Here is a 19,042-nt window from a genome sequence, read left to right as displayed (position 1 = left end):
CCTATCTCTAGGAGTCACACCATGACTTATGCGCTTCCCAGCACCGCGGCACCCACCCCTACCGACCCGCTGGCATACTTCGGGCCGATCATCGCCCCCCGTCTAGCGGCGGCCGCGGACGACCGGCCCTACGAGCTGTTCACGCTGAACCCGCAGACCCCCACCATCGGCGCCGAGATCTCCGGCATCCGACTCGGCGGAGACCTCGCCGACGAGGTCTTGGCGGAATTGCGCCGGGCGCTGCTCGAGTGGAAGGTGCTGTTCTTCCGCGACCAGGACATCACGCGGGCTGAGCACCGCGCGTTCGCCGCGCGGTGGGGAGAGCTCGAGCAGCATCCGTTCTACAAGTACACCCAGCCCGGGCAGGGCGACATCGACGTCGCGACGCTGGCCAAGGACGCGACCGCCGTCGGCGCCGAGAACATCTGGCACAACGACGTCACCTGGCATCGGACTCCCTCGTTCGCGGCAGTCCTGCGCGCGGTCGAGATCCCACCAGTCGGCGGGGACACGCTGTGGGCAGACATGGGCGCGGCATACGATCTACTGCCAGAAGACATCAAGGTGCGGATCGACCACCTCGAGGCCGAGCACGACTGGCTACGTTCGTTCGGGTCCGGGATGCCGCAGGACGCGATCGACATGCTGCGCCCTCAGTTCCCGCCGGTCACGCACCCGGTGGTGCGGGTCATCCCCGAGACCGGCCGCCGCGTGCTGTTCGTCAACGTCGCCTTCACCCAGCGCATCCTCGGCGTCTCAGCGGACGAGTCGAACGAGCTGCTGCGCATGCTCTACCGGCACGCCATGCGCCCAGAGCTGCAAGTTCGGCTGCGCTGGCAACCGAACACCATCGCCTTCTGGGACAACCGCGCCAGCCAGCACTACGCCTCGAGCGACTACTTCCCGGCGCGTCGCGTCATGGAGCGCATCTCGATCGTCGGCGACACACCCATCGGCGTCGACTAGCCCCAACACGCTATCCCCTTGTCCGGCAAGCAAATTAGGAGAGTCCCGTCGTGAGAGATGCGCCGGCCCCCAGCCGCCACTCCGAGCTGAAAGCACTGCTCGACACGCGCAGCAGCTGCCGCGCGTTCCACCCAGACCCCGTGCCCCGCGGCACGATCGAGCAGATCCTCGAAATGGCGCAACGCACACCGTCCTGGTGCAACACCCAGCCCTGGCAGGTGTCCATCACCGAGGGCGAGGGCACCGAACGGTTCCGGAAGGGGCTCGGCGAGTACGTGCGGTCCTCTCCGCAGGCGCCGGACTTCCCCTTCCCCACCGCGTATCAGGGTGACTACGGCACCCGCCGCAAGGACTGCGCGATGCAGCTGTACGCCAGCGTGGGCATCGCGGCAGGCGACCGCCAGGCCTCGTCGGCGCAGACGATGAAGAACTTCGAGCTGTTCGGTGCGCCCCATGTAGCCGTCATCACCTCGGACGAGGCCCTCGGGACCTATGGAGCCGTCGACTGCGGCCTGTACGTCAACACCTTCCTGCTCGCCGCGCACAGCCTCGGCGTGGCCGCGATCCCGCAGGCCGCGCTCGCGGGCAGCGCGCCTTACATGCGCGACTTCTTCGGCCTGCCCGAGGACCGGAAGGTGGTCTGTTCCATCTCGTTCGGCTACGCCGACGAAGAACACCCTGCCAACTCCTTCCGCACCCCGCGGGCCGACATCGGCACAGCTGCGACCTGGGTGCGGGCATGAGCGTCGTCGAAGAGCTCCGTGGCCGAGTCCTGGTCATCCGCCTCGAGCGGGAGGCCAAACGCAACGCCATCGACCGGGCCACCGCGGAGGGCATCGACGCGGCGCTGAACCGGCTCGAGGACGATCCGGAGTTGTGGGCCGGCGTCATCACCGGGACCGCTCAGGTGTTCAGCGCGGGCACCGACCTCAGCGCGGGCGTGAGCCTGCGGACCGAGCGGGGCGGGGAGTACGGGGTCATCAGGCGCGAGCGCCGCACGCCGCTGATCGCCGCGGTCGAGGGGCTCGCGCTCGGCGGCGGATTCGAGATCGCACTAGCCTGCGACGCGATCGTCGCCTCCCGCACCGCGCGTTTCGGTCTTCCCGAGACCCGACGCGGACTCGTCGCCACCTCGGGCGCGCTCTTCCGCGCCGCCCGGGCGCTGCCGCCGAACATCGCGCGGGAGCTACTCATCTCCGGCCGCCACCTGGAACCAGAACGCGCATACCAGTTAGGCCTGGTCAACGAGGTGGCCGAGCCGGGCTGCGCGCTCGAGCGGGCGCTCGCGCTCGCCGAGGACATCTGCCTGTCCTCCCCCATGGCCGTGGGGGAAACCCTGCGCGCGTTGCGCGCGATCACGGCAGCCGAGGACACCCTCGGCTGGCAGGCCACCGAACAGGCCATCGAGGTCTTCCGCGCCTCGGAGGACATGAGCGAGGGCATCAGCGCATTCTTCGAAAAGCGCCCACCCCAGTGGCGCGGCCGCTGACCGTCCAGGAGCGCCGCAGTGGAACGTCCCGGGGCGATGGCCGGCAAACGAGCGGGAAAGGTCCCGTCGTGGACCGGCGTCAGATCCAAGATCGCCGTGACGAAACTGGGTTCGCCGTGTCCAAGCACGTGTCTCCACTCGTGCTCGTCCACGCCGATCATGCGGTCCCCGTCGAGAGGCTGGAGAGCCGAAAACGAGTAGACAATAGGGGCGGCCGCAGCATCTCGACGGCGTCCGTTCGCGTCACTGCTGTTCGCTCATCAGGGTTTTGACGCATAAAGTTCACCAGCGCCAGCAACATGTTCGGCTCGGACACCATGTAGTACGCGAGCACGACCAGTTCTCCTTTCTGATCCTGTCCGACACACGTGTCGTCAAGGACGGCGTCGTGATGGCTCAGACGAATTATCGGGTTAGCGACCGACTTACCGACGTGAACGACATAGTCATCGGCAACGACGTCGTCGATGTCTTCCCAAACGAGAAAACTGTCTACAACCTGCACTCGACCGAACCGCCATTTCGCTACCGTCCTGTGAAGTCCGCTTTCGAAGATCGACATGGTCACAACATTGCGTAAGAGCACAAGCAGTAGCATTGCGACCAACAGAACGACGCCGGCACCGGCGATCATTGCACCAGTACGACCGTCACGACCAACAGGTAGAAGTGTCGAGCCCTGGCCAACGGCCCATGCGAAAACTGCTGCGAACCCGTAGGTCATCGCCCCAGCCAGCACAGTCAACATGGACGCGTAGGTCAGTCTTTGCTGTCCGATCTCGACGCCTGTCCCGTACAGGGGGTGGTCACAGCTTCTCACGCGTCGAGAAAGTGACACGCACCGAATACCCGCTATGCCCGACATGTGCGCGGCCATGATCACGAACACGATGGCCAGACCGACGAATCCGGCAGTAGCCAGCCAACTTCCGTTGGCAACTCCCTTGAACAACGCTACGAAAACCAGTACGGCGAAGGCCGCGATGAACAGTGCACTCGAGAAACCCTTCCACTGAATCCTCTGTGGCCACCGTGGAATCCACTGGAGCACTGGAAGATCTGTGCGAGGTTGCGGATAGTCCCTTTCAGAACCCATGTCAATCCCACAGATTCTGCATGACCTTGGAACCGCCCCAGGCAACGAGACCGCCCAGGGCAGCACCAACGCCAACGCCGATCGCAGTGCCCACGACAGGAATCGGGATGAACGTTCCCACTACTCCACCGGCGACCGACCCGACCAAATATCCACCGGCCGCCGCGGTTCCTTCCGTCACGATCGCCGCAGTTGGACTCATTCCTCCGGCGATATCATTGTGAATCGCTGGTATAACTCAAAGAACTGCCCCTGCAGGCCCAAATCCCTTCCCGATCAGTTTGCCCACATCGTCGACCGAGCTCACCGCCGCACTGGTCAACCCCTTCCCCGTCACGTCGGTCATCACACCAACTGTCGCTGAAGCGAAGGTAGCTGGATAGTCGGGCTGCCACGAGAATCCACCGTCGACATCCACCACGACATTCCCGTTGCTGCTCAGAAGTGCAAGGTCCTGCGCGATTGCAATGTGTGCTGCCAGCCTCGACGAGACGCCTTCCGCGGCCGCTTCTGCTTGCCGCAAAGCCTCGAGCAACTGTCGCGTCAATTCGGCCGCTTCCAACTGAAATGCCAATGCAGCATCTTCAGAGGCCGGGCCCGTAATTACTGCACACAGTGCGATCATTTTGTCTGCGTTTACCATGCCGGAAGCTTCGACATCGAAGCATCGCGTTGTAGCGTCAGACACCACCTCAACGACGCGGTTCCGAACACCGTCGACAATTCCACCGGACCCGGTGAGTTCATCGGCAAACGGACTGAAGGACTTCCGCTACCGAACTCACCAGAGAGCACTCGCCGACTACTCTCTCCGCTGCGGCAATAGCTGCTTCACCGTGCCAGGTATCGGCAAGTGCATTCTGCTCCTGCAGAACACCCGCACGCTGAGAGTCCAAGGCAGAAACAATTCCGCTCAACTGCCGTCCGGCGTTGATCAGCGACGCCGGCCTCCAGCCCGAAACTTCGGCAACCGTTAGCTTCATCGACCGGTATCCATCGATTGCAACTTCGAAACGAAGTCCTCTTCCGTCGTGTCGTAGGTCCCGGCGACGCCTCTGGCCACACGCGCCACTGCCTCCATACGTCCCGATAACCCGAGGACGGCGGTGGCCGTCGCACCAGATGCTGCTGCAACCGTGGCTTGGAACCCGGTACCAGGCAGAGCACACTCAATCTCAGCGAACGGTGCTAGTACGTTCTGGCTCTCGAGCGATGCGCTTGCGCTGCTGAGATATGCAGCGAACATGCGCAAAATTTCAGTATCGACCTTCAACGATTCCCCCAATCGTGATCCCGAAAGGCACTCTAGCTCGAGTACAAACGTTCGCAACGAAAGCGACGAACTACCCCGCACAGAGGGTCGCAGGGGACCCGGATGAGAGACGAGCTCGATGACGCTGTTCGAAACGGTGACTTTCGCAGTGTTCAGCAGTTGCGAGACCGCCACATGATGCCGATCAGCGCACCCCCGACCATAGTTCGCGCGTTCTCGCCCTGGGATCGTCGACGACGCCGGACTGCTCACCGAACATCATGACCGAACGCTCACTACCATAAGGAGTCCACCCGGGAGTGCCGTCGCGCACGAAATCCACCCAGGCTCTGTGCATTTTTTCGGCCAGCTTCTGCGGTGGGCCGGTTCCGGTGATTCGTTCGCTTCGCTCTAGTGCGTCGAACACGAAACCGATCTCCAAAGCATGGCACGCGCCGAGATTGCCGTCGTACAGCGTTGACCGCCAGGTGAATTCGTAGACGAATGCCTGCCCGCCTCTGGCCTCGACGACTCGTAACGCCGGCAATCGGAAGAACCAGTCGGTCATCACCGCGATGAGAAGCTCACCCGGTGATGCGTTGGGCGACAGCGCGGTATACGCGGCAACCGCGGCATCGACGTCGGCGCCATACGCGCCGAGGGCGAGGCGCAGGCGGGCTTCGTCGACGTACTGGGTCACCCCGGCTGGAACGAGAAAGAACGCGAACTCCTCACTGGTGGTTCCGACGAGCAGGTCGACGTCGGCACCTGAGCCTTTCGCGATTCGCGTGTACGGCAACTCTGGAACGATATCCCCGTCGATGTAGGGCTCGAACGGCATTGCGTTGAAAGCGAGTTCACCCCACGCGCCGGTAGGCGCCTCGGCAGTGATGCGGTCACCGAGGTCTCGTTGCGCATCCACGAGCGTGTCGACGGGGACCGAACCGAACCCCTCGACATCGGCGCTCACCCCTACCGCGTGGGCCAGCGCAGTGGAAACTTTGGCTGCCGTTGATTCGGAGATGACGTGATGACCGGCGCCGCTCTGTAGGATCGCCCGACAAAACAACCCTTCCGCGCGCGGCATCGACAGCAGCGTCCCGATGCTCATTGCTCCGGCGGACTCCCCCGCGACGGTCACTTTCCCCGGATCTCCCCCGAACGCTCCGATGTTGTCGCGTACCCACTCCAGCGCTGCGACCTGGTCGAGCAGCCCTCGGTTTGCCGGTGCACCCTCGATCCGTGCGAAACCGTCGGCTCCGAGTCGATAGTTGATGACGACAGCGACGATCCCGTCGCGCGCAAAGGCGCTGCCGTCGTAGATCGGTACGGCATTGCTGCCGTTGACGAATGCGCCACCGTGGATCCACACGAAGACCGGCAAACCGGTCTCGGCAATATCCGGCGTCCAGATATTGAGGTTGAGGCACTCTTCGCCCGGCACCACCGGCTCACTGAGAATAGTGCTGGTCGGCGGCCGATAACCGACCTTGGGCGCTGTCGCGCCGTAGGCAACCGCATCCCGGACGCCCGCCCACCGCGGCGGAGGCGTCGGTGCCGCAAAGCGGTTCGGTCCGAAGGGCGCTTCCGCGTAGGGAATCCCGAGGAACGAAGTGACAGCGTCGACGCGTTGTCCGCGCAACCGGCCCTGAGCGATCTCGACAGTGACATCCATCCCTCATTGGTACCCGAACAGGTGGGCATGGTGTTCCGGTTGCGCAGTTTTCAGGCGGGATCCCGACTCGTGGTTCACCTTGGTGGAACACCACGCCTACCCGCCGGCCGCCCACAAGCTCACGGGCGGCGGACGGCCTTGACGACCACGTCGTGAATCGGGGTTCGGCGGCCGTTGGGTCCCGTCGATTCTCGGTGTGATTCGGTGGCGGTGACCACCTCCCAGACGGCAGGGTCGAGGCGCGCCGTGATGCCGGCAGCCGTCGCAGAGGCAGATGCGGGCGGATTCTCGTCACCGTGCCCATGTCCATGCCTGTGCTCGGCGGCCGCGCCATGGTTTTCGTGATGAAGGTGGCCGACGATGAACAAGGTGCCTGCGGAGGCGACCCAGGATGCGATGCGGTCGTAGAACTCGAGCTGCGGCATCGCGGGATGCGCATAGTGTGTGGTCACCAGGTCGTACTTCGCGTCGGGTTCCCAGGTGGACAGATCGGCCTCGATCCACTGCACCTGATCTGCGACGCCCATGGCGGTGGCTCGCTGGGCCGCGTGAGCGAGAGCATCGGTGGCGATGTCGGCTGCGGTGACCTGCCAGCCGCGTGCGGCGAGCCAGATCGCTTCGGCTCCGGCGCCGCAGCCCGCTTCGAGCGCGGTGCCGGGGGTCGAGTCTGCGAATTCCCGGACCAGGTGCGGGTTCGGCTCGCTGGCAGCCATCCCCGCAGCGCGGTCTCCCTGCCAGATCTGGTCCCAGTAGTTCTTGTCGAACGAGTGCGTCATCGTATGTTCTCCTTCTCGATATGGGTGGCTTCTTCGACAGTGACCGGAGCGGCACGGTATTGCAAACCTTGTTGCCGAATGGCAAAGTCGAACCGCATGGACAAGGCCACGGACCGCACCATCGACGCCGTGGGACCGCGGCTCAAGCAATTACGACAGCGCCGCGACATCACGTTGATTGCTCTCGCCGAGGAGACCGGCATTTCGACCAGCACGCTGTCCCGACTAGAAGCAGGACTTCGGCGCCCCACCCTCGAACAGCTGCTGCCGCTGGCCCGCGCTTACGGCGTCACTCTGGACGAGCTCGTCGACGCGCCGCCCACCGGTGACCCCCGGATCAATATGCGCCCACTGCCCACCGACGACGGCACCATCATCGTGCCTTTGTCGCGTCGGCCTGGAGGTATTCAGGCCTACAAGTTCGTCCTCCCCGCCGGGCGTGAGGACGCAACACCGGTTCTCCGCACGCACGAAGGTTTCGACTGGGCCTTCGTTCTCGACGGCAGATTACGACTCGTCCTCGGCGAGCTCGATCTCATCCTCGAACCCGGCGAGGCTGCGGAGTTCGACACCCGGACCCCACACTGGTTCGGCGCGACCAGCTCGGGCCCGGTCGAGTTTCTCAGTCTCGTCGGCAAACAGGGTGAACGCGCACACGTCCGTGCAGCCCCGAAGAGGGCGAGTTCAGAATAGGACGGCTGGTCGAAACGGCTACGGATCGAACCGACGCCGACGCGTGGCCCGAGCGGGAACGGTGAGAGAGGGCATGACCCTCTTGATGAACCGGCCGAAATGGGGAGCAGTGAATGCCACACCGCCGCTGTCGAATTCGTGCAACAGCCCTCGGTCCAACAACGATCGGCGGGTCTGCGAACACTGCGTAACCGTGCGGTCGAGCATTCGGGCGAGATCGCTTTCGTGCTGCGGATCGGGACCGGCCTCGGCCATCGCACGCAGATACGAACGATCCAGATCAGTTGTCGGGCCGAACTTTCTGGCGAAGAACGTGTCGTCGAGCGTCTGGTAATACTGCGCCGACGCTGCAGCAACATCCTGCGCGCTGATCGTACTTCCGACCTTCGCGGACCAGACCGCACTGCCGAGTTCCTGCAGGAAGTAGGGGTACCGGCCGGTGAGCTCGACGGCAGCATCCAACGCGGCCTTCTCGAACTCCACTCCGAGTGCAGCCGCCGGTTCGCTCAGGACACGCCGGGCGTCTGCGTCCGTCAAGGCACCCAGGACTGGGAACTCGAAGATCCGCTTGGCGTAGCGCTCGATCTCGGGAGTCAGGCCCACGCGCGGTAAACCTGCCCCCACCAACGTAATCGGCAATTCACGCAGGAACGGTCGGTGAAATGCCGAGACCAACGCAGCGTACTGAGTCTGCGACAAGAGCTGGATTTCGTCGACGGCTATCACCACGCCCCGCGAGTTCTCGAGTGCGGCGTCGCCCATTGCCAAGATGACCTGAGTCAGGTCGGCGGCCAGATCACCACTGTCCGCTATTCCGTCAGCGGCTGCGACCTCCCACTTCGCCATCATCGAGCCGTCTGCACCGAGCCCGAAGGACTGCAGCACTGCCGCTGCGCGAGTGGCAGCCGCGCCCCACCGTGAGCGGGGTGACAGTCCGAGTAGGGCTCCCCTCAATTCGAACGTGAGTTGACGGCGAAACGCGTCGTCTTCGCGTTTGCTCACCTCGATGTCGATGATCACCCAGCTCCGCGCACGTGCCTGCTCCACGCAATCGCGCAACAGTGCTGTCTTGCCGACCCCGCGTAACCCGACCACGAGCATCGAACGCATGGATCGCTGACTCTCCAACCCGGTAAGCAGCGCGTCGAACAGGCCTTGTTGTTCGGTTCGCCCGATCAACGCCTGCGGTCTCTCCGCCGCACCAGGCGTATACGGATCGATTGCCCCCACTATGACGACGCCCCCTAGAAGTCCCCCACCAACACACAGCGCACCCCGCTCCTCGCGGAACGGGGTGCGCTTGTCTTTTTCCTGCTGTTGCTACTTGCCCGATTCCGCGGCGCGAAGGTCTTTGCGCAGAATCTTGCCTGCCGCGGACTTCGGCACGATATCGATGAATTCGACCTTGCGCACCTTCTTGTGCGGCGAGACGCGCTCGGCGACGAAGGCCATCACACCGTCCGCGTCGATCTTCGAATCGGCCTGCAGCACGACGAATGCCTTCGGAACCTCTTCGCCGGCTTCGTCGATGACACCGATGACGGCCGCGTCCGCGATATCCGGGTGCGTCAGCAGTAGCGCTTCCAGCTCTGCGGGCGGCACCTGGTAACCCTTGTACTTGATCAGTTCCTTCAGGCGATCGACGATGTACACGACGCCCTCGGCATCGACGACGGCAATGTCGCCGGTGTGCAGATAGCCGTCGGCGTCGAGCGTTTCAGCTGTCGCCTCGGGATTGTTGAGGTAGCCGACCATGACGTTCGGGCCCTTGACCCACAGTTCTCCGGGCTCCGAAAGCCCCTCGGTCGGAAGAGCGATCTCTTCGAGTGTCCCCGGGTCGACGATCTTGTTGACGGTGTTCGCCAGCGGCAGCCCGACCGAGCTCAGCGGCATGTCGTCGCGGTCGAATGGAATGGCATGACTGACGGGGCTGAGTTCGCTCATCCCGTAGCCCTGACGAACTCGCGTGTTCAGACGTTTCGCGACGGCCTTGCCGAGTTCCTCGTCGAGCGGGGCAGCACCGGAGAAGATGGTGTGCACGCTGGAGAGGTCGTATTGGTCCACCATCGGATGCTTGGCCAACGCCACGGCAACGGGAGGTGCAATGAAGAGGTACGTGAGCTTGTTGTCCTGGATGATGCGCAAGAATTCGGCGAGGTCGAATTTCGGCATCGTGACCAGACGCGCACGCAGTTTCAGCGCGATGTTGAGCAGAACCGTCAGCCCGTAGATGTGGAAGAACGGCAACAGCGCGAGGATCGCGTCGTCGGTGTCGATGCCGACGCGAGGCTCCATCTGGGCAACGTTCGCCACGAGGTTGCGATGCGTGAGAATTACGCCCTTGGGGACGCCTGTCGTGCCGGAGGAGTACGGCAGCACGGCAATATGAGTCGACGGATCGAACGACACGTCCGGGGCCGGCGCACCCTCGGTCAGCAGGTCCCGCAGACTGGGGTGGCCCTCTGCGCCATCGAGAACGATGATGTGATCGTCCGCCATACCGACCTTCTCGGCCGCTGCCTTGGCCTGCGGGTACAGCGGGGAGACGGTGAACAGGAACTTAGCGCCGGAGCCGGTGAGCTGCTTGGCGATGTCCTCGGCCGTGTAGAGCGCGTTGATCGTCGTTGCGGTACCACCGGCGCGCAGAATGCCGTGCAGCACCGATGCGAAGGCGGGGACGTTCGGCGAGTGCACCGCTACGACGTCGCCGAGTTCGAGGCCACGGGCCGCGAGGGCTCCGGCTACGCCGTTGATCTGCCCGATGAGAGCCTTGTAGGTGGTGACTGCTCCGGAGCTGCCATCGACGAGCGCAGGCTTGTCGAGATCAGCCTCCGCGATGGACCCGAACAGATAGTCGTAGACGCTGAGATTCGGGATCTCGACATCGGGAAAGGGGCTGTTGAAGCTCATGGCTCTCCTTCGAACACGCTTACGGCAGATGGTCGAAATCCTACAGTGAACCCCGTCACAACGGGCAATAGACCCGTTCGAGACCGACTTTCGACCACACCGATCAGTCGTCGATGAGATGCTCGAACGCCGCGAGATTGGTCAACGGTTCTCCGCGCGAAACACGCCATGCCCATTCGCGTTTGATGGATTCGGCGAAACCGAGTTCGAGGAGAACATTGAAGTCACCGTCGGCCGCCTCGAGAACCTGGCCAAGCACTCGGTCGATCTCGTCCCCGGTTACCGCGTGCAACGACATTCCACCGACGAGGTAGATGTCGCCTACTTTGTCGATCGTGTAGTGGACCCCATACAGTCTGCGGTTGCGCCGGAGGAGGTACTTGTAGACGCCTTCGAAGTTCTCGTCGGGTTTGCGGCACACGAATGCCTCGATGCGAACGCCGTGCCGACCGACCGTGAGCATCGTCGTGGTTTTGAGCTTCCGCTCACCCGGCAACTCGACGATGAAGGAATTGTCGTTCTTACGTTGATATTCGAGTCCGCGCTCGGTCAACACCTCGTCGATGAGAGTGATCGTGTCGCTCATGCCGTGACGGCTCCTGTTCGTCGTAGTTTCCAGAGACCCCGAGATCGGCGCGGGGAGAATTCACTCGGCGCTTCATGGCGATCGAAGTGGAACTTGGCGGCCCGGTAGCTTTCCATGAGGCCTTCGGCGGTGCGCTCCCACGAGAAGTCCGCGGCGTGAATCGGTGCGGCAGATGCCATGCGCGCGAGCGCAGTACGGTCACGCAGCATGTTTCCCAACGCAGTGGCCCAATCTTCGGTGCGGTGACCCTGTACCAACACACCGGTCTCGCCCGATCGGACCGCGACACCGAGACCGCCTACATCGGCGGCAATCACCGGGGTTCCGCATGCTTGTGCTTCGATGGCGACCAATCCGAACGACTCGTTGTAACTCGGAACGGCCACCACATCAGCGGCGCGATAGATCTGCGCGAGTTTCGCCGAACGCTGCGGCGGAAGAAACGTCACCCGCGCCGAAATGCCCAGCGCAGCAGCAAGTTCGATGAGGCTGTCGGGCCGGTCCAAACCACTGCCCGACGGCCCGCCGACCACGAGAATCCGAAGCGGCACACTCGGGTCACGTGCGAGAAGCTCAGCGGCTGCTCGGAGCAGCACATCGGGTGCTTTGAGCGGTTGGATCCTGCCGACGAACGCGACGACCGTCTCGGTCGGGTCGATTCCGAACTCCGCGCGGGCAGCATTCTTCTCACCTGGTCGGTACCTGGTCAGATCGGCGCCGGGCGCAACGACGTCGATCGAATCCGGTGACGCCCCGTAGATATCGACCAGCTGCTGGGCCTCTCCCGAGGTGTTGGCGATCAACCGATCCGCCTCGGCCACGACCTGTTGTTCACCGATCTGCCGGGCTGCTGGTTCCGGTGAGTCACCCGCGGCCATCGACGCGTTCTTCACGGCGGCCAGCGTATGAGCGGTGTGCACCAACGGCACACCCCATCGATCACGCGCAAGCCAACCGACTTGTCCGGATAGCCAATAGTGGGAGTGAACGAGGTCGTAGTATCCGACGTCGTGCCGCGCTTCTTCGCGAAGTACACCTGCCGCGAATGCGCACAACTGCGTCGGTAGATCCTGCTTGTCCAGGCCCTCGAACGGTCCGGCCACGATATTGCGCACCAGAACACCTGGTGCTGCCTCGGTGACCGGTTCGTCGGCGGAAGACGTCGCCCGGGTGAATATCTCCACCTCGACACCGCGCTTGGCCAGCTCTTTAGCGCTCTGCAGCACATAGACATTCATGCCACCGGCATCACCCATGCCGGGTTGTGCCAGTGGAGAGGTATGCAGCGACAGCACCGCAACCCGGTTCAACTGGCGACCACTCACCGTTCCAGTTTGCACTCCCCCACAGTACGGATGTTCACAGACCCTCGATGAAGGCCCCGACCTCCGCCACGAAACGAGCAGGGTCGGTGACGAACGGACCGTGGTCGACACCCTCCCAATACGACTCGGTGACCTGCGGGATCAACGACGCTGCGTGCCGTCCGGACGAGACGTCGACGACCGTATCGGCGGTTCCGTGCAGGACGAGGGCCGGCACCTCGAGGCTGCTCAGGAGATCGTCGTGGGAGGCCGTCCGGTCGAACAACGCAGCCCGCACACGAGGGGGTGTCGCGAGAGTGAGCCCGAAGAGTTCCTGCGCCTGCGCGCCCTTCCCCTCGACCGGACCGGTGAGTGCGTTACCGAAGCTACCGAGTGCACGAATGGCGACGCTCGGTACCTCCGACATGGCATCGGGGATCGCCGCGCGCATCGAACTCCCGACTTTTCCGCCGGCTTCCCCTCGGCCGATACCGGTGATCGCGCCCACGAGGACGACGCCCGCTGCCGCCGCGCTCCCGTGTTCGGCGAGGTAGTCGCAGATCACGAGACCGCCGTAGGACCAGCCGAGTAGAACTGCATTCGCTGCTATTGCCTCTGCGGTGAGGACTGCGTGGACGTCGCCCGCCCAATTGAGTGGGTCGGCGTACCCGTCGGCAGGCGCATCCGAGTACCCGTGTCCACGCAGATCCACGGCAATCAACCGGTAGGAATCCGCCAGCCCGTTCAGCACACCCTCCCCCCAGCACGCCGAGGACTGCGCCCAGCCGTGCAACAAGACCAACGGCCGAGCGGCAGGATCACCCGAAACTCGGTAGACGATGTTGGTGCCGTCGATGCTGGATGCCTGCCGAACCTCGCTCGTTGCCATGGCGCCCATTGTCGCCGAGACGTGGCCTCGACTCGGCAGCGGCCCAGTACCCGATCAGGCTGCGGCCCGACGCATGGAGGCGAGCGGATCGGAGTACACCGAACTGAGCGAGACCACTGCTGCCGCGAACTCTTGTACCTTACTGCCGAAGCCGGTGATGCGAATATCCCTGCGCGGCAACGTCGATGATCGCGAGAATGCCGCTGCGACATGTGCGGTTCCGGCGGGATACTCAGTGAAGGCCTGGCCACCGAGCATGACCCGATCCGGGTTGAACAGATCGCGCAACAACCCGACGGTCTTTCCGAGTGCCTGCGCTCTCTCGGTCAACACCTCCTGCGCTCCGAGTGATCCGCTCTGTGCGAGCTGATGCAACGCCGCGACCGACCGGCGCGGATCTTCGGCCGTCAACACACCTCGCTCGACGGCCGCGGCCACGACGGCTCGGTCGCTGACGGTGGCTTCGAGGCATCCACGACTGCCGCAGAAGCACTGCGCATTCGATCCGGTCGGCACATGCGCGATCGACCCCGGGCCGGTCGCCGGAGTGTGGACTCGTCCGTCGATTGTCAGCGCGATTCCGGCGGTCTCACGGGCGTAGAAGTACAGGCTCGTTCCGGTCGTGACCTCGTCGGTCCGCACCGGCGCCAGCAACAGCTCCGACGCGGCCATGGCTTCGACGTGCCCTGACACGGACACCGGAAGCCCAAGTCCCCCACCGATGATCGTCCCGATCCGAGCGCCTTCCCAACCCAGTCGTGGATGATCGACCGAGCCGGTTGCCGTATCGACGCGACCACCCACTGCAACTCCCACCCAGAGTGGGGTGCGGCGATGCCACCGCGCGGCGAAGGCGCCTGCGCTACGAGCGATGGAGGCGAGTGCAGCCGACGCCGATCCTGCCGGCGTCGAAATCTCGACAGCGCCGAGAATGCGACCACGCAAGTCGCAGATGACAACTTTGGTGACTACGGCGCCGATGTGAATTCCGATGGTGGCGTAGGGCTCGTGGTTGACCTCGAACGGTATCCGCGGACGTCCGACGGCGCCGGAGGCGGTGAGGTCTGCTCGTTCACGAAGAAGTCCGATACCGAGCAGTGCCGATACATGACGATTGACAGTTGCGATACTCAATCCTGTTGCGCGAGCAGCACTATCACGTGAAATCGGCCCTTCCGTAGAAGCGACACGAAAGACGGATGCAGCAGGGTTGTCCGCGATCCTAAGATCCGGAACGACCACCTGCACACCTGCCGTCGGCGGCGCGGACGAACGCGCGAGCGTGGGAGTGGATCGAGCGGTGCGCCGCAACGGAATAGGCGTCGAAGTAGGCAGAATGGCGATAGTCACAGTTGTCGGTCCTCAGCAATAAACCCGTCGTCGCGAGACAGGTGGTGCATGAAACTCGAGGCAGAAGACGCGCAGATTCGACGCGACTCAGCCCGTCGAGCAGAGAAACTAGCGGCAGGTTCCGAGACCGGGACAACACAGTTCCCGGGGAAGTGGCAGCCGAGAACCCAGGGTGACGGTCACGTAGGTGACCCGCAACGCGTGGGTGAGGCTTGCGGACATGGGCGCAAAATTAGCACTGCACGGTCAGCTCACCAATCCCGGGTCCCGTATGCAGGCGAAATCGGCGTCTAGAATCGATGCATGACATTGTCCGAACACATTTCGCCCGACGCTCGCATCGCCGTAGTCACCGGCGCAAGCTCGGGAATCGGCGAAGCCACTGCTCGCCAGCTCGCCGGCCAGGGATACCACGTCGTCATCGGGGCACGTCGACTCGATCGACTGGAAGCGGTTGCCGACGAAATCGGCGGCACCGCACTGGAACTCGATGTGACCGACGAGGATTCGGTGGCCGCGTTCACCGCAGTCATCCCCAGGGTTCACGTGCTGATCAACAATGCCGGCGGCGCCAAAGGACTGGCACCTGTCATCGACGCCGATCTCGAGGACTGGCGCTGGATGTGGGAGACCAATGTTCTGGGAACCCTGCGCATCACCAAGGCGCTACTGCCCAAGTTGATCGACTCAGGCGACGGACTCGTCGTGACCATCACCTCGGTCGCAGCCTTCGAGACGTACGACAACGGGTCGGGATACACCTCGGCCAAGCACGCGCAGGCAGTGCTGCATCGCACGCTGCGCGGCGAATTGCTGGGCCAACCCGTCCGCCTCACCGAGGTCGCACCGGGTGCCGTCGAGACCGAGTTCTCGCTGGTGCGATTCGATGGTGACGAGGCCAAGGCCGACGCGGTGTATCAGGGAATCACCCCGCTCGTTGCGCAGGACATCGCCGAGGTGATCGGCTTCGTGGCGTCTCGTCCGTCGCACGTGAATCTGGACCAGATCATCATCAAGCCGCGTGATCAGGCGGGTCCGGGGCGCTTTTCGCGCACGTAGCCCTTCCCTGGCCGGGCCCGGTAGCTAGCTTGCCGGGACCGGCGCCTGAGTCGCTGCTCCAACGGGCAGCTCGGACATCGACTGCCACGTCGGCCAGTCGATAGCCCAGTCGTACAGGTCTCCGTCCGCGGCGGACAGGTCGATCCGCGTACCTGTGACCTCCACCGGGTCGCCATACATCGCCGTAGCGAAATACTGCTGAGCATCGGCGTCCGAAAGGTTGATGCAGCCGTTGGTGACGTTGGATGCGCCCTGAACTCCCGTGGTCAGCGGATTGGCGTGAATGAACTCGCCGTTGTTGGAAATTCGCACTGCCCAGCGTTCGCGCACATTCTCGTAGAACGGCGGGTTCGACATGAGGAAGTCCTCGTGCTTCTCGGTCACGACATGGATGCCGCTGCGCGTCACATTGCGCTCTTCGTCGCCCTCGCCGTAGCTGACTGGGATGTCCATGATGGTCTGGCCGTCACGGACGACCTGCATACGGTGACTGGTGGCATCAGCTATCACCACCTGGCTGCGCCCGACGGTGAAGTCGATGGTCACATCGTCGGCGCCGTAAGCGCCGTCGCCGTAATCCAAGCCGTACAGTTTTGCGTCGACCGATACAGCGGTGCCGGGCGCCCAGTAGTTCGTCGGACGCCAGTGCACGCGCGAGCCGTTGTCATCGGGGAACCATGCCCAGGCACCGGGTGTCGGCGGGTTGGTAGTGACCGTCAACGCCTTCTCGACCTCGGCCTTGTTCTCGATCGCCGAATCGAACTGCAGAATGATCGGCGCCGCGATGCCCACCTCCTGGCCGTCACCGATGTTGGTGCTGACCGAGGTGCGACTGTCTGGCTCGACCGTGGTGAAGCGTGCCTCGACTGCGACGGACTTACCGTCGGTGCCGACCGCAGTGCCCGCCCAGCTGTACGTGACGCCGTACCCGAGCGGCTCGGTGACGGCATACGACGTCTTGTCCGGCGCGAGGGCACCCTGAACTACTTTGCCGTCTGCGTTGGTGAGCGTGACCTCGCCGAGCGTCCCGTTCTTCACCGATACCGAAATCGGCGCGACTGGACTGACGTCCTCGGCGCCGTCTGCGGGAGTCGAGGACACCTCGGCGACCGGAGCCGCCTCGGCTGCCGGCGCTCCGTTGCCGGAGGAACCCGCGTCGTTACCGCCGATGGTGCAGCCCGAAACCAATGCCGCCAATGCTGCGAAAACCGTGATCAACCACAGCAATCGCGTTCGATTTGTCCGTTCTACCTGCGTATGCACGCTTTCCAACGTACCCGCGGCAATCGCAGTCCGGCCTATTCGATCCGCAGGTGCGGGCAGATTCACATCGAAGTCATGTCGGCCCGAGCCCTCACTCGAGCTTTCTCGTCCTCAGCTCGTGCCCGTTCGATGTCAGGCAGCGCCCGGTATCGAGGTTCCAGTCCCACCCGTGCAAATTGCAGGTCAACTTGTTGCCCTCGACGATTCCGAACTTCGACAGATCGGCCTTCAGATGCGGGCAACGTCGCTGGATCTCGTAGCCGTCCTTGACGATCGTCGCGGTGTCATCGTGTGCTTCGGCGAACCAACCGTCCGCGTACGCAATGCGCTCGTTCGTCAAGCACTTGAAGAATGTGTACAGGAACTCGTTGTATCCGCCGACTCGGCGAGCACGGAAGCGAGTGGACAGGAAGATCGAGTTGACCCAATCGGGCTCCTCGTCCCGCACGGCCGTGCGAACCAGTTCGGGCGCGATCGTGAAGCTGTAGCGGAACCGTTCCTTCACGATCGGCTCACGCACGATCCGCTTCGGAAAATCGAGTACGACGGTTTCCTCGCCGAGCATCATCGCAACCGGGTAGCCGATGCCGTCGCAGATCTGATCGGACTGAATCATGATCGGTTCGAACAATGCGCGAAGCGGCTCGAGCAACAGCTCGCCCTCGGCCGGAGCCCACGCAGCTTTCTCCGCGGCGATGACCCCGGCTTGACGCTTGGCATACGCCTCGATGTAGTCGGCTTTTCCGGTGGTGAAGATCGCCTCGACCTCCTCGACCGGAATCGGATGCTCGTGCGCGAGTAGCTCACTGCCTTCGAAGGTCGAGGTGGTTCCCGGCATCATCAACAGACCCTTGTCATGGCCGTTACGACGCATCTGGTCGAGGAAGACCATCTGGTCCGGGAAGATGTTCGACGGATCTTCGTAGACGTCGTTGAGGAACCGCAACTCGTCGTCGAGGAAACACGGCGGCCCAGCCGACGGGATGACCCAGGTGGCGTCGATCTGCTCGATGTACTGACGCGCACGGTCCATCTGACGCTGACGCTTCTGTTCCCCGAACGTTCGCTTCGCGCGCTCGACCATGTCGTAAACCATCGGGTACCAGATTGCACCGGAGTACTGCAGCATGTGCACGTCCACGTGCCCGAACTGCTCGGTGAGGACATCGAGGTCGACCGGCCGCGCATCGTTCATGTTGAACGCGACGGTCTTGCCGTCGGACACTACGAGTCCCGAGTCACCGATGGGGCCGTCGGCAGGTGCGCGGAGCGCGATGATCATGATGTCCAGGTCGCCCTTGGGACCGGACACCGTGTGCTTGACCGACGTCGTGGTCTCGAAGAATTTGTGGAAACCGAGCTTCTCGAGCTCGTGCCTAAGGTCAGGGACCGGGTAGTCCGGCAACAGCACGGTCGTGTCCTTGTTGACATGCTCGGCCAGGTTCTTCGGATCGAAATGATCCTTGTGCAGGTGCGAGACGTAAAGGTAGTCACAATCGCCGAGAACGTCCCAGTCCAACTGCGAGTTGTCGGGGAAAGGGAACCACGAGGTGAAGTAGGCGGGGTTCACCCACGGATCGCACAGAATGCTGCCGGCATCGGTCTGAATATGAAATCCGGCGTGCCCGACGCTTGTGACCTGCAAAGAATTACTCCTCTTTCATGAGTGGTACCCACAGCACTGCACTCTCGCCGCTGCCGTGGATCAGAACTCCCATGTATTTGCTTCGATGG

General features: G+C 63.4%; 19 protein-coding genes and 1 pseudogene. 5 read left to right on the top strand and 15 right to left on the bottom strand.

What is annotated here, in order from left to right:
- Positions 1 to 21: 21 nt before the first annotated feature.
- Genes O1W68_RS14965 through O1W68_RS14955 form a run of 3 tightly spaced genes read left to right on the top strand, consistent with a single transcriptional unit; the run spans position 22 to position 2,455 of the window.
- The gene (locus O1W68_RS14965; protein ID WP_269304794.1) at positions 22 to 966 is read left to right on the top strand and encodes a TauD/TfdA dioxygenase family protein; all 945 of its coding nucleotides are present in this window, start codon (positions 22 to 24) and stop codon (positions 964 to 966) included.
- Between the two features lie 50 nt (positions 967 to 1,016).
- Positions 1,017 to 1,709 (top strand): nitroreductase, encoded by a 693-nt coding sequence (locus tag O1W68_RS14960; RefSeq protein WP_269304793.1) that lies wholly within the window; start codon positions 1,017 to 1,019, stop codon positions 1,707 to 1,709.
- A complete protein-coding gene (locus tag O1W68_RS14955; RefSeq protein ID WP_269304791.1) occupies positions 1,706 to 2,455 on the top strand; it encodes an enoyl-CoA hydratase-related protein in 750 nt (249 codons plus the stop codon). Before O1W68_RS14960 ends, O1W68_RS14955 begins: the two co-directional genes overlap by 4 nt.
- A 2-nt stretch (positions 2,456 to 2,457) precedes the next feature.
- Here O1W68_RS14955 and O1W68_RS14950 read toward each other — a convergent pair.
- The 7 genes and pseudogenes from O1W68_RS14950 to O1W68_RS14920 form a co-directional block, all read right to left on the bottom strand.
- Positions 2,458 to 2,631 (bottom strand): annotated as a pseudogene (locus tag O1W68_RS14950) (ISL3 family transposase); the annotation flags it as partial.
- The gene (locus tag O1W68_RS14945; RefSeq protein WP_269304789.1) at positions 2,613 to 3,551 is read right to left on the bottom strand and encodes a hypothetical protein; all 939 of its coding nucleotides are present in this window, start codon (positions 3,549 to 3,551) and stop codon (positions 2,613 to 2,615) included. The pseudogene O1W68_RS14950 and the gene O1W68_RS14945, both read right to left, overlap by 19 nt.
- A 1-nt stretch (position 3,552) precedes the next feature.
- Positions 3,553 to 3,753: a hypothetical protein gene (locus O1W68_RS14940; protein WP_269304787.1), complete on the bottom strand. Its 201-nt coding sequence runs from the start codon at positions 3,751 to 3,753 to the stop codon at positions 3,553 to 3,555.
- Between the two features lie 36 nt (positions 3,754 to 3,789).
- Positions 3,790 to 4,194: a hypothetical protein gene (locus O1W68_RS14935; RefSeq protein WP_269304785.1), complete on the bottom strand. Its 405-nt coding sequence runs from the start codon at positions 4,192 to 4,194 to the stop codon at positions 3,790 to 3,792.
- Positions 4,195 to 4,294: 100 nt separating this feature from the next.
- Positions 4,295 to 4,534: a hypothetical protein gene (locus O1W68_RS14930; RefSeq protein ID WP_269304783.1), complete on the bottom strand. Its 240-nt coding sequence runs from the start codon at positions 4,532 to 4,534 to the stop codon at positions 4,295 to 4,297.
- 474 nt (positions 4,535 to 5,008) lie between these two features.
- On the bottom strand, positions 5,009 to 6,478 hold the full coding sequence (locus O1W68_RS14925) for a carboxylesterase/lipase family protein (protein ID WP_269304781.1): 1,470 nt from the start codon (positions 6,476 to 6,478) through the stop codon (positions 5,009 to 5,011).
- A 119-nt stretch (positions 6,479 to 6,597) separates the two neighbouring features.
- Positions 6,598 to 7,254: a class I SAM-dependent methyltransferase gene (locus O1W68_RS14920; protein ID WP_269304779.1), complete on the bottom strand. Its 657-nt coding sequence runs from the start codon at positions 7,252 to 7,254 to the stop codon at positions 6,598 to 6,600.
- A 78-nt stretch (positions 7,255 to 7,332) separates the two neighbouring features.
- Here O1W68_RS14920 and O1W68_RS14915 point away from each other — a divergent pair, with 78 nt between their 5' ends.
- Positions 7,333 to 7,947: a helix-turn-helix domain-containing protein gene (locus tag O1W68_RS14915; protein WP_442972376.1), complete on the top strand. Its 615-nt coding sequence runs from the start codon at positions 7,333 to 7,335 to the stop codon at positions 7,945 to 7,947.
- 18 nt (positions 7,948 to 7,965) lie between these two features.
- Here O1W68_RS14915 and O1W68_RS14910 read toward each other — a convergent pair whose 3' ends face one another.
- The 6 genes from O1W68_RS14910 to O1W68_RS14885 all read right to left on the bottom strand — a co-directional run bounded on the left by O1W68_RS14910 (position 7,966) and on the right by O1W68_RS14885 (position 14,986).
- Positions 7,966 to 9,177 (bottom strand): ATP-binding protein, encoded by a 1,212-nt coding sequence (locus O1W68_RS14910; RefSeq protein ID WP_269304778.1) that lies wholly within the window; start codon positions 9,175 to 9,177, stop codon positions 7,966 to 7,968.
- A gap of 90 nt (positions 9,178 to 9,267) precedes the next feature.
- Positions 9,268 to 10,857, bottom strand: a complete 1,590-nt coding sequence (locus O1W68_RS14905) for an AMP-binding protein (RefSeq protein WP_269304776.1) — start codon at positions 10,855 to 10,857, stop codon at positions 9,268 to 9,270.
- A 103-nt stretch (positions 10,858 to 10,960) separates the two neighbouring features.
- Positions 10,961 to 11,443 carry a YbjN domain-containing protein gene (locus O1W68_RS14900; protein WP_269304774.1) on the bottom strand — a complete coding sequence of 161 codons (483 nt, stop codon included), beginning with the start codon at positions 11,441 to 11,443 and terminating at the stop codon, positions 10,961 to 10,963.
- On the bottom strand, positions 11,440 to 12,783 hold the full coding sequence (gene mshA, locus O1W68_RS14895; RefSeq protein WP_269304773.1) for a D-inositol-3-phosphate glycosyltransferase: 1,344 nt from the start codon (positions 12,781 to 12,783) through the stop codon (positions 11,440 to 11,442). The genes O1W68_RS14900 and mshA overlap by 4 nt, the downstream gene beginning before the upstream one ends.
- 19 nt (positions 12,784 to 12,802) lie before the next feature.
- Entirely contained in the window at positions 12,803 to 13,636 is an 834-nt protein-coding gene (locus tag O1W68_RS14890; protein ID WP_269304771.1) for an alpha/beta fold hydrolase, read from the bottom strand.
- A 54-nt stretch (positions 13,637 to 13,690) separates the two neighbouring features.
- Positions 13,691 to 14,986 (bottom strand): ROK family protein, encoded by a 1,296-nt coding sequence (locus O1W68_RS14885; protein ID WP_442972375.1) that lies wholly within the window; start codon positions 14,984 to 14,986, stop codon positions 13,691 to 13,693.
- A 303-nt stretch (positions 14,987 to 15,289) separates the two neighbouring features.
- Here O1W68_RS14885 and O1W68_RS14880 point away from each other — a divergent pair, with 303 nt between their 5' ends.
- Positions 15,290 to 16,045, top strand: coding sequence for an SDR family NAD(P)-dependent oxidoreductase (locus O1W68_RS14880; protein ID WP_269304770.1), 756 nt, complete (start codon positions 15,290 to 15,292; stop codon positions 16,043 to 16,045).
- Between the two features lie 24 nt (positions 16,046 to 16,069).
- On the opposite strand, the gene O1W68_RS14875 is transcribed toward O1W68_RS14880, so the two are convergent.
- Entirely contained in the window at positions 16,070 to 17,308 is a 1,239-nt protein-coding gene (locus O1W68_RS14875) for a L,D-transpeptidase (protein WP_442972374.1), read from the bottom strand.
- 91 nt (positions 17,309 to 17,399) lie between these two features.
- A complete protein-coding gene (locus O1W68_RS14870; RefSeq protein ID WP_269304768.1) occupies positions 17,400 to 18,953 on the bottom strand; it encodes an MBL fold metallo-hydrolase in 1,554 nt (517 codons plus the stop codon).
- Between the last annotated feature and the right edge of the window lie 89 nt (positions 18,954 to 19,042).

The organism is Rhodococcus sp. H36-A4 (assembly GCF_027158005.1).
Lineage (GTDB): Bacteria > Actinomycetota > Actinomycetes > Mycobacteriales > Mycobacteriaceae > Rhodococcoides.
This window is presented reverse-complemented; position numbering and strand designations above follow the sequence as displayed.

Coding starts and splice junctions, on each gene's coding strand:
- O1W68_RS14940 (WP_269304787.1), bottom strand. CDS start 3,753: ATGAGTCCAACTGCGGCGATCGTGACGGAAGGAACCGCGGCGGCCGGT.
- O1W68_RS14905 (WP_269304776.1), bottom strand. CDS start 10,857: ATGAGCTTCAACAGCCCCTTTCCCGATGTCGAGATCCCGAATCTCAGC.
- O1W68_RS14890 (WP_269304771.1), bottom strand. CDS start 13,636: ATGGCAACGAGCGAGGTTCGGCAGGCATCCAGCATCGACGGCACCAAC.
- O1W68_RS14955 (WP_269304791.1), top strand. CDS start 1,706: ATGAGCGTCGTCGAAGAGCTCCGTGGCCGAGTCCTGGTCATCCGCCTC.
- O1W68_RS14935 (WP_269304785.1), bottom strand. CDS start 4,194: ATGGTAAACGCAGACAAAATGATCGCACTGTGTGCAGTAATTACGGGC.
- O1W68_RS14880 (WP_269304770.1), top strand. CDS start 15,290: ATGACATTGTCCGAACACATTTCGCCCGACGCTCGCATCGCCGTAGTC.
- O1W68_RS14930 (WP_269304783.1), bottom strand. CDS start 4,534: ATGAAGCTAACGGTTGCCGAAGTTTCGGGCTGGAGGCCGGCGTCGCTG.
- O1W68_RS14915 (WP_442972376.1), top strand. CDS start 7,333: ATGGCAAAGTCGAACCGCATGGACAAGGCCACGGACCGCACCATCGAC.
- O1W68_RS14945 (WP_269304789.1), bottom strand. CDS start 3,551: ATGGGTTCTGAAAGGGACTATCCGCAACCTCGCACAGATCTTCCAGTG.
- O1W68_RS14900 (WP_269304774.1), bottom strand. CDS start 11,443: ATGAGCGACACGATCACTCTCATCGACGAGGTGTTGACCGAGCGCGGA.
- O1W68_RS14925 (WP_269304781.1), bottom strand. CDS start 6,478: ATGGATGTCACTGTCGAGATCGCTCAGGGCCGGTTGCGCGGACAACGC.
- O1W68_RS14965 (WP_269304794.1), top strand. CDS start 22: ATGACTTATGCGCTTCCCAGCACCGCGGCACCCACCCCTACCGACCCG.
- O1W68_RS14920 (WP_269304779.1), bottom strand. CDS start 7,254: ATGACGCACTCGTTCGACAAGAACTACTGGGACCAGATCTGGCAGGGA.